Source organism: Pseudomonas sp. LFS044 (assembly GCF_047978245.1).
GTDB lineage: Bacteria > Pseudomonadota > Gammaproteobacteria > Pseudomonadales > Pseudomonadaceae > Aquipseudomonas.
Genome location: NZ_JBFPFX010000039.1, coordinates 48080 through 56502 on the forward strand (window position 1 = coordinate 48080; position 8423 = coordinate 56502).

Annotated in this window: 9 protein-coding genes and 1 tRNA gene; 7 read left to right on the forward strand and 3 right to left on the reverse strand. The window is 61.5% G+C overall.

Annotated elements, in window-relative coordinates:
* Nucleotides 1–52 precede the first annotated feature (52 nt).
* Entirely contained in the window at nucleotides 53–1438 is a 1386-nt protein-coding gene (gene gabP / locus ACNQPL_RS24755) for a GABA permease (RefSeq protein WP_346613539.1), read from the reverse strand.
* A gap of 650 nt (nucleotides 1439–2088) precedes the next feature.
* Between gabP and ACNQPL_RS24760 the strand changes: the two genes are divergently transcribed.
* The 5 genes from ACNQPL_RS24760 to ACNQPL_RS24780 all read left to right on the forward strand — a co-directional run bounded on the left by ACNQPL_RS24760 (nucleotide 2089) and on the right by ACNQPL_RS24780 (nucleotide 6368).
* Complete coding sequence (locus ACNQPL_RS24760; protein WP_387523694.1) at nucleotides 2089–2862, forward strand: ABC transporter ATP-binding protein; 774 nt, start codon at nucleotides 2089–2091, stop codon at nucleotides 2860–2862.
* A 13-nt stretch (nucleotides 2863–2875) separates the two neighbouring features.
* Nucleotides 2876–3637, forward strand: a complete 762-nt coding sequence (locus tag ACNQPL_RS24765; RefSeq protein ID WP_346613537.1) for an ABC transporter substrate-binding protein — start codon at nucleotides 2876–2878, stop codon at nucleotides 3635–3637.
* Nucleotides 3638–3691: 54 nt separating this feature from the next.
* The gene (locus ACNQPL_RS24770; protein ID WP_346613536.1) at nucleotides 3692–4387 is read left to right on the forward strand and encodes an ABC transporter permease; all 696 of its coding nucleotides are present in this window, start codon (nucleotides 3692–3694) and stop codon (nucleotides 4385–4387) included.
* Nucleotides 4384–5073 carry an ABC transporter permease gene (locus ACNQPL_RS24775; protein WP_346613535.1) on the forward strand — a complete coding sequence of 230 codons (690 nt, stop codon included), beginning with the start codon at nucleotides 4384–4386 and terminating at the stop codon, nucleotides 5071–5073. The genes ACNQPL_RS24770 and ACNQPL_RS24775 overlap by 4 nt, the downstream gene beginning before the upstream one ends.
* An 89-nt stretch (nucleotides 5074–5162) precedes the next feature.
* Complete coding sequence (locus ACNQPL_RS24780; RefSeq protein WP_416468153.1) at nucleotides 5163–6368, forward strand: methyltransferase; 1206 nt, start codon at nucleotides 5163–5165, stop codon at nucleotides 6366–6368.
* A 382-nt stretch (nucleotides 6369–6750) separates the two neighbouring features.
* On the opposite strand, the gene ACNQPL_RS24785 is transcribed toward ACNQPL_RS24780, so the two are convergent.
* A complete protein-coding gene (locus ACNQPL_RS24785; protein ID WP_416468154.1) occupies nucleotides 6751–7023 on the reverse strand; it encodes a DUF3077 domain-containing protein in 273 nt (90 codons plus the stop codon).
* Nucleotides 7020–7295, reverse strand: a complete 276-nt coding sequence (locus ACNQPL_RS24790; protein ID WP_416468155.1) for a hypothetical protein — start codon at nucleotides 7293–7295, stop codon at nucleotides 7020–7022. The genes ACNQPL_RS24785 and ACNQPL_RS24790 overlap by 4 nt, the downstream gene beginning before the upstream one ends.
* 545 nt (nucleotides 7296–7840) lie before the next feature.
* Here ACNQPL_RS24790 and ACNQPL_RS24795 point away from each other — a divergent pair.
* Nucleotides 7841–8089, forward strand: coding sequence for a hypothetical protein (locus ACNQPL_RS24795; RefSeq protein WP_387523679.1), 249 nt, complete (start codon nucleotides 7841–7843; stop codon nucleotides 8087–8089).
* A gap of 98 nt (nucleotides 8090–8187) precedes the next feature.
* Nucleotides 8188–8263: transfer RNA gene (locus ACNQPL_RS24800), tRNA-Thr, on the forward strand.
* Nucleotides 8264–8423: the final 160 nt, after the last annotated feature.

Here is an 8423-nt window from a genome sequence, read left to right on the forward strand (position 1 = left end):
AAAAGGCCGCGCCCCTTACAGGGCGCGGCCTTTTCATTGCAGCCAGCGCGGGTCAGTTATCCAGCGCCACCCGCCCAGCCGCCTGGCGCTTGCGATGCACCAGCAAGCCAGCCGCCACAACACCAATGCTCAGCAGCGCGGTGGCGATGATCTCTGCACGGTGGTCTTCACGCAGCCCCATCACCACCAGCACCGCAACGATGAAGGCAATGGTCGCCCAGGTCAGGCCCGGGAACAGCCACATCTTGAAGTCGATCTTCTCGCCACGCGCTTCACGCTGGCTGCGCATGCGCAGCTGCGAAACGGCGATCACCAGGTACACCAGCAGCGCGATGGCGCCGGAGCTGGCCAGCAGGAACTCGAACACCTGGGCCGGCGCCACGTAGTTGGCGAACACGCAGAGGAATGCCGCTGCGGTCGACAGCAGTACCGCCACATGCGGGGTAGATGCCTTGGTGGTGCGCTGCGCAATAGCCGGGGCATCGCCACGCTTGCTCAGCGAGAACAGCATGCGCGAAGAGGTGTACAGCGCCGAGTTGAGGCAGCTGGTCACGGCGATCAGCACCACGATGTCGACGATCAGCTTGGCGTTCGGCACACCGATGCGGCTCAGCACGGTCTGGTAGGAACCGGTTTCGGCCAGCGCCGGGTCGTTCCACGGCACCAGGGCCACGACCAGGAAGATCGATACCAGGTAGAACAGGCAGATACGCCAGATCACCGAGTTGGTGGCGCGGCTGATCTGCTTGCCCGGGTCTTTCGATTCGGCAGCAGCGATCGTGACGATTTCGGTCCCCATGAACGAGAACATGGTGGTCAGCATCGCTGCCAGCACTGCGCCCAGGCCATTAGGCATGAAGCCTTGGGTATCGAAAAGGTGGCTTGCACCGCTGACCTGGCTATTGGGCACGAAGCCGAACATGGCCACGCAACCCACGACGATGAAGCCGATGATCGCCAGCACCTTGAGCAGGGCAAACCAGAACTCGAACTCGCCGTAGTTCTTGACGCTGCACAGGTTGGTCAGGGTAAGTGCCAGGGTGATCAACAGGGAGAAGGCCCAGAGATCGACCGCAGGGAACCAGGCGTGGAGGATTGCTGCGGCGGCGTTGGCTTCCAGCGGGATGACAAGCACCCAGAACCACCAGTACAGCCAGCCAATGGTGAAACCGGCCCAGCGGCCAATGGCGCGGTCGGCATAGGTTGAAAACGAACCGGTGTCTGGCGAGGCAATCGCCATTTCGCCGAGCATGCGCATCACCAGCACCACCAAGGTACCGGCGGCAGCATAGGCCAGCAGCACGGCAGGGCCGGCAGCAGCGATGGCGTGGCCGGAGCCTACGAACAGACCGGCGCCGATAACGCCAGCAATGGACAGCATGGTGACATGCCGCTGTTTGAGCCCCTGAGCGAGGTCATTGGAATTGTTACCGCTCATAAAACTACCTTTGTAAGGAGTGGACCACCCGACTGCTAATACGAAGCGCGCCCGGGGTTGGTTTAGGCGTCGCTGCAATCGGCGGTTTCGATAGGGCAATAAGCGGGCCATCTGCTGAATGCATTCGTCAGATTGATCTGGCAGCCGTGAAGGGCGCGGGTTGCAGGGCATTCGGCCAAGTCTGACCGAAAGGCCGCCAAATAAGCAGTAAATGACGAGATTACGGAAATACCCACTTACAAACGCACCAAAGGTGCTCCTGGGTAACACCTATGCACCACAGCAATACAGAAAAGTGCAACCTTGGGGTACAACCTGGGATCGGGTTGACGGCTATCGCGGCTGAAGCCGCTCCTACGGGGGATCGGTGAGCCTGGCGCGGCTGGTTTGACGCGAAGGGGTCAAAAGCGCTTCCCACACCTGCCCAAAGCTGGCACCATCGCGCCTTTTTTCATCAAGGCTCTGGAGTTGGGCGAGCCCCCTTGCGGACATCTGCGCGACGTTGCGCTGCAACGATGCGACAAATCCCCCGGCAATGCCCCGAGCCCCCTGCGACCCTGTTGGCCGCCATAATGCCGCTATGCTAGCTTGGCGCACGCCAGGAAGGCCGCCAACAGCTGGGAACGCACCCGAACACATGAGGACCGCACATGGCCCAGGCCACGCCCGCGCTGGAAATCCGCAACCTGCACAAACGCTACGGCGACCAGGAAATTCTCAAGGGCATTTCGCTGACCGCGCGTGACGGTGACGTGATCTCCATTCTGGGATCGTCCGGCTCCGGCAAGTCCACCCTGCTGCGCTGCATCAACCTGCTGGAAAACCCACACCAGGGCGAAATCCTCGTGGCCGGTGAGTCGCTGAAGCTCAAGGCCGCCAAAAATGGTGACCTGATCGCTGCCGACAACCGCCAGATCAACCGCCTGCGCAGCGAAATCGGCTTCGTCTTCCAGAATTTCAACCTGTGGCCGCACATGTCGGTGCTCGACAACATCATCGAGGCGCCACGCCGCGTGCTCGGCCAGAGCAAGGCCGAGGCGATCGAAGCGGCCGAAGCGCTGCTGAACAAGGTCGGCATCTTCGACAAGCGCCACAGCTACCCCGCCCAGCTTTCCGGTGGCCAGCAGCAGCGTGCCGCCATCGCCCGCACCCTGGCCATGCGCCCCAAGGTCATCCTGTTCGACGAGCCAACCTCGGCGCTCGATCCGGAAATGGTCCAGGAAGTGCTTAACGTTATCCGCGCACTGGCCGAAGAAGGCCGTACCATGCTGCTGGTGACGCACGAGATGAACTTTGCCCGCCAGGTGTCCAGTGAAGTGGTCTTCCTGCACCAGGGCCTGGTTGAAGAGCAAGGATCGCCGCAGCAGGTCTTCGAGAACCCGACCTCGGCGCGTTGCAAGCAATTCATGTCCAGCCACCGCTAACGGAGCAACACGAATGCAGACCTACAAGAAATTCCTCCTGGCAGCTGCCGCCACTCTGGTGTTTTCGGCCAATGCCATGGCAGCCGAAAAACTGAAAATGGGCATCGAGGCGGCCTACCCGCCCTTCAACAACAAAGATGCCAGCGGCCAGGTAGTCGGCTTCGACAAGGACATCGGCGACGCGCTGTGCGCCAAGATGAAGGTCGAATGCGAAGTGGTCACCTCCGACTGGGACGGCATCATCCCGGCGCTGAACGCCAAGAAGTTCGACTTCCTGATCTCCTCGCTGTCGATCACCGACGAGCGCAAGCAGGCGGTTGATTTCACCGACCCGTACTACTCCAACAAGCAGCAATTCATCGCCCCTAAAAACGTCGACTTCAAAACCGACCGTGCTTCGCTCAAGGGCAAGACCATCGGTACCCAGCGCGCCACCCAGGCCGCGACCTGGCTGGACGACAACGGTGGCATGGACGGCGAGTTCAAGGTCAACCTGTATGACGGCCAGGAAAACGCCTACCTGGACCTGACCTCCGGCCGCCTGGACGCCATCCTCGCCGACAAATATGCCAACTATGACTGGCTGAAGTCCGACGCTGGCAAGAACTTCGAGTTCAAGGGCGACCCGGTCAACGACAGTGACAAGGTCGGCATCGCCGTGCGCAAAGGCGACAACGAGCTGCGCAACAAGCTCAATGCCGCACTGAAGGAAATTGTCGCCGACGGCACCTACAAGAAGATCAACGACAAGTACTTCCCGTTCAGCATCTATTGATTCGCCCCGACCGGCACGCCCTGCGGCGTGCCGGTCCCTAGAACGACCCTGCCCATGAATATCGACCTGCACGGATTCGGTCCGGCCCTGGCGGCTGGCACCTTGATGACCGTAAAACTGGCGCTTTGCGCCCTGCTGCTTGGGCTGGTCCTGGGCCTGCTCGGCGCCCTGGCCAAGACTTCCCCGATCAAACCGCTGCAATGGCTTGGCGGCTTCTACTCGACCCTGGTTCGTGGTGTGCCCGAACTGCTCTGGGTATTGCTTATCTACTTCGGTACCGTCGGGCTGATGAACAGCCTCGGCAACGCCCTCAACATGCCGGGCCTGGAACTCAGCGCCTTTGCCGCCGGCGTGATCGCCCTCGGCCTGTGCTTCGGCGCCTATGCCACCGAAGTGTTCCGCGGTGCCATCCTGGCGATCCCCAAGGGCCACCGTGAGGCCGGCCTGGCGCTTGGCCTGTCGAAGGGGCGCATCCTCTCGCGGATCATCCTGCCGCAGATGTGGCGCATCGCCCTGCCCGGCCTTGGTAACCTGTTCATGATCCTGATGAAGGACACCGCGCTGGTGTCGGTGATCGGCCTTGAAGAAATCATGCGCCACGCACAGATCGGCGTGACCGTGACCAAAGAGCCCTTCACCTTCTATATGGTTGCGGCCTGCATCTACCTGAGCCTGACCATCGTCGCCATGACCGGCATGCACTTCATGGAAAAACGCGCCGCTCGCGGCTTTGCGAGGGCTGAGCAATGAATTGGGAAGTGATCATCAAGTGGCTGCCACGCCTGGCCCAGGGTGCCACCCTGACCCTGGAGCTGGTCGCCATCGCGGTTGTCGCCGGGCTGATTTTGGCGATCCCGCTGGGCATCGCCCGCTCCTCCAGGCACTGGTATGTGCGCGCCGTGCCTTACAGCTACATCTTCTTCTTCCGTGGTACGCCCCTGCTGGTGCAGCTGTTCCTGGTCTATTACGGCCTGGCGCAGTTCGATGCGGTGCGTGCGAGCAGCCTGTGGCCCTACCTGCGCGACCCGTTCTGGTGCACGGTGCTGACCATGACCCTGCACACCGCCGCCTACATTGCCGAGATTCTGCGTGGCGCGCTGCAGTCGATCCCCAAGGGTGAGATCGAGGCGGCTCGGGCGCTGGGCATGTCACGCGGCAAGACGCTGTTCTACATCATGCTGCCCCGCGCTGCGCGCATCGGCCTGCCGGCCTACAGCAACGAAGTGATCCTGATGCTCAAGGCCAGTGCGCTGGCCAGCACCGTGACCCTGCTTGAGCTGACCGGCATGGCACGCACCATCATCGCCCGCACCTATCTGCCGGTGGAGATCTTCTTTGCGGCAGGCCTGTTCTACCTGCTGATCTCGTTCATTCTGGTACAGGGCTTCAAGCTGCTGGAGCGTTGGTTGCGCGTAGACGCCTGCCAGGGGCGCTGAGATCTCGCTGACCTCATCGCGGGCAAGCCCGCTCCTACAAGCGGGCTTGCCCGCGATGAGGCCCTATAACCCCCACACCCCTCAAGCCCATGCCCCCCTACCTCCACAGCCACCACCTAAGCGACCGCTTCCAGGCCCTCGACCAGTTCCTGACCGAGCACCAACAGCTGTGGAAACCCAGGCCCTTCACCACCCTGCGCCTGGACTGGGAAGCCCAACACCCCGAACTCTCCGCCCACCTGCGCTACTGCAGCCTGACCGACGCCGAAGCCGACCTCGACCCGCAAGCCCTGCCCGCGCCTTATCCACAGTTAGCCGATAAAGCTCAACAGCTCTGCGCCCTTGGCGACCTACCCGACACCGGCCTGCCCCCCGCCGCCCACCGCCTGGACGTCAACGTCCCCGGCCGTAAATGGCAGCAGATCGAAGCCTTCAGCCGCCGCCTGGGCTTTCGCACACGAACCCAGCACTGGCTGGACTGGTGCTCGGGCAAAGGCTACCTCGGCCGCCGCCTGCTGCAGCCCGGCCAGCACCTGACCTGCCTCGAGTACGACGCCGCACTGGTCGCTGCCGGCCAGGCCTTGAGCGACCATCACCATTTGCCGGCCAACCACATCCATCAGGACGTGATGGCCGCCGACAGCCGCCGCCATCTCGACAGCGACAAAAGCGTGGTGGCCCTGCACGCCTGCGGCGACCTGCACGTGCACTTGCTGCGCGTGGCCAGCCAGCAAGGCTGCCGCCACCTCGCCGTGGCGCCGTGCTGCTACAACCGCATCCAGGCCGAGCACTACCAGCCGTTATCCACAGCCGCGCAGCACTCGCCGCTGCAATTGTCACTGACCGACCTCGGCCTGCCCCTGAGCGAAACCGTCACCGCCGGCGCACGCGTGCGCCACCAGCGCGACTGCTCCATGGCCCGGCGCCTGGGCTTCGACCTGCTGCAGCGCCAACAACGCCAAATCGACGAGTACCTGCCCACCCCCTCGCTGCCGGTTGCCTGGCTGAGCAAACCCTTCGAGCAGTACTGCCGCGACCTGGCCGCGCTGCGCGACTTGGAGCTCACCTTCACTCCCGATTGGGAAGCCCTCGAAGCCGCCGGCTGGCAGCGCCTGGCTGCAGTGCGCAACCTCGAACGGGTGCGCAACCTGTTCCGCCGGCCGCTGGAGCTGTGGCTGGTACTCGACCGCGCGCTGTTCCTTGAAGAGCAAGGCTACGCCGTGCGCCTGGGTACCTTCTGCGATTACCCGCTCACCCCACGCAACCTGCTTTTACTGGCAGAACGCGACAGTTAGCCACAGCACAACCTGTGGATAACTCTGTGAACAAGCTTGTGATGAATGTTTGCAGCCAAGCGCTATTTCAAACGCCTGGCTTATTCCGAAGCGCTCGCCAAGCCCAGTAAAAACAGGCATTTGCGCAAAGACCGACGGCGTGTGGAATCGGCATGCCTTTCGCGCAAGGCATGGATGCCTCTTGTGCATAAACAAAAATTCGATTAGGCAAAACCCACTCTTTGTAGGAGCGGGCTTGCCCGCGAAAAGGCCCCAAGTCGCTCACAGATCATGCGCGGAGACTGTGGGAGCGGCCTTGCCGGGGCGCCGGACCGGTCGCGATGGGCCGCAAAGCGGCCCCACCTCAGGCGATGCATAACTTAAGTGAACAGCATTACCCACTTCAACGGACTCTATTCCTGCCCATCTCAATATCGTTCATCAAAGCCTTAGCCAATGAACTGAGATAATCCGCCGCACCCAGCAGCTTATGGTCATCCTCCATATCACCTTCACGCACCAGGTGCTTGATGTAGCCCAGCAGCACTGACACCTGCTCATAGGCCGCATCGATTGGGATACCGGGCTGCACACGCAAAAGGCCCACCGGCGGGTTACCGACCTCGAGAAACGTTTCGACACCAGCAGTGGTAATAGGCTTTGGTTCCGGACTCATTCCAACGCCTCCGTAGCCTGGGCGTCTTCCAATCGCCGCTTTGCATGCTGCACCAGCACGCACGCCGAATCGGCTGCATGGGCGGCGTTGACCAGCAGGTGCAGGCCGGGTTTTCCGGCGTGGTCACGGCAATGGTTATCGATGGTTTCGGCTACGACACGCATCAGCTCGAGGGCGTGGGCGATGGCGTCGATTGGGGAGATGTCGCTGTGGATAGAGAAGTATGGCGTGGTGATGAGGGGGCGCGGTGGGTCTGGAACGATTTTTTTCATGGCTAATTCCTTATTCCAATGGAAAGGCCTGCCACGAAAATCTTTCTCACGGATTTGGGTGGCAGCCGTACGCGGGGTGAGAAACCGAGGGAATAAGGAAGCTCGGCCAGACCGAAGTCTGCCCGCGTACGGCCACCATGTGGCTACTGCTTATTCGCGATCGGGTTCTCACACCCTGTCACCAGAATCGGCGACCCAGGAACGGTATCCCTGAGTGTCTCTCACGCCAATCGTGAAGCTTCAGCAGCGCGCGTAGGATAATTCCCAAACACCCCAACCCTGAAGCATTTGGTTTCAGCTTCAGAAATCCCTTACAGATGCCCCCGAATCTGACAGCACCACCGCCCGGTTTTTGTGGGAGCGGGCTTGCCCCGCGAAGAGGCCCGCACATTCAGCGCCCCACCGCCCCAAGGCACCGCAATCCCGAGCCAACCGTGTATCATCCCCACCCCAAATCATTAAAAAGCTACGTCGCGCGCTGCCCGCCAGCCCCGCGACCGTCTGGCGTTGCGCCAGACCGACATGGACAAACGGACTTAGACATCGTGACCCAAGCCAAACCCCTCGCCCTGCTGGCCTTCGCGCTCACCCTGACCGCCTGCAGCAACAGCCCCGCCCCCCAGCCCACCAGCAACCTGGGCTGGAACACCCCAGCCATGCAGCTGGGCGGCGACAACGGCCTGCCCCTGCGCACTGAAAGCCCCTGCCGCAAGCGCGGCTGCGACAACGACAAGCTGTTCTTCAACCCCGGCAAGACCGAGCCAAACGTCAATACCATCCACCGCGGCTGGTAGGAAATTTCTCCTTTTAGGCCGGTGACTTAGGTCATTTTCGAGTATTTGAAAGGAAGTGGTTTACAGGCGTCGAACGATCGTTATAATGACGCCCCATTGCCGGTATAGCTCAGATGGTAGAGCAACTGACTTGTAATCAGTAGGTCCCGGGTTCGATTCCTGGTGCCGGCACCATACGCAGTATCAAAGAGGCTCACCGAAAGGTGGGCCTTTTTTGTTTCCCCTGTCCCGTCCTGAATAAGGTTTACACCTCCCATCCCGAATTTCCGGAGAGTCAGATGGAGCAAGGTGTAAAGCGCACACAGCGAGATTACTCACTGTCTTTTAAATTGGC

What these genes read in the sequence shown, in the direction of transcription:
- gabP (WP_346613539.1), bottom strand. Translation starts at nt 1,438, where the DNA reads ATGAGCGGTAACAATTCCAATGACCTCGCTCAGGGGCTCAAACAGCGG.
- ACNQPL_RS24760 (WP_387523694.1), top strand. Translation starts at nt 2,089, where the DNA reads ATGGCCCAGGCCACGCCCGCGCTGGAAATCCGCAACCTGCACAAACGC.
- ACNQPL_RS24765 (WP_346613537.1), top strand. Translation starts at nt 2,876, where the DNA reads ATGCAGACCTACAAGAAATTCCTCCTGGCAGCTGCCGCCACTCTGGTG.
- ACNQPL_RS24770 (WP_346613536.1), top strand. Translation starts at nt 3,692, where the DNA reads ATGAATATCGACCTGCACGGATTCGGTCCGGCCCTGGCGGCTGGCACC.
- ACNQPL_RS24775 (WP_346613535.1), top strand. Translation starts at nt 4,384, where the DNA reads ATGAATTGGGAAGTGATCATCAAGTGGCTGCCACGCCTGGCCCAGGGT.
- ACNQPL_RS24780 (WP_416468153.1), top strand. Translation starts at nt 5,163, where the DNA reads ATGCCCCCCTACCTCCACAGCCACCACCTAAGCGACCGCTTCCAGGCC.
- ACNQPL_RS24785 (WP_416468154.1), bottom strand. Translation starts at nt 7,023, where the DNA reads ATGAGTCCGGAACCAAAGCCTATTACCACTGCTGGTGTCGAAACGTTT.
- ACNQPL_RS24790 (WP_416468155.1), bottom strand. Translation starts at nt 7,295, where the DNA reads ATGAAAAAAATCGTTCCAGACCCACCGCGCCCCCTCATCACCACGCCA.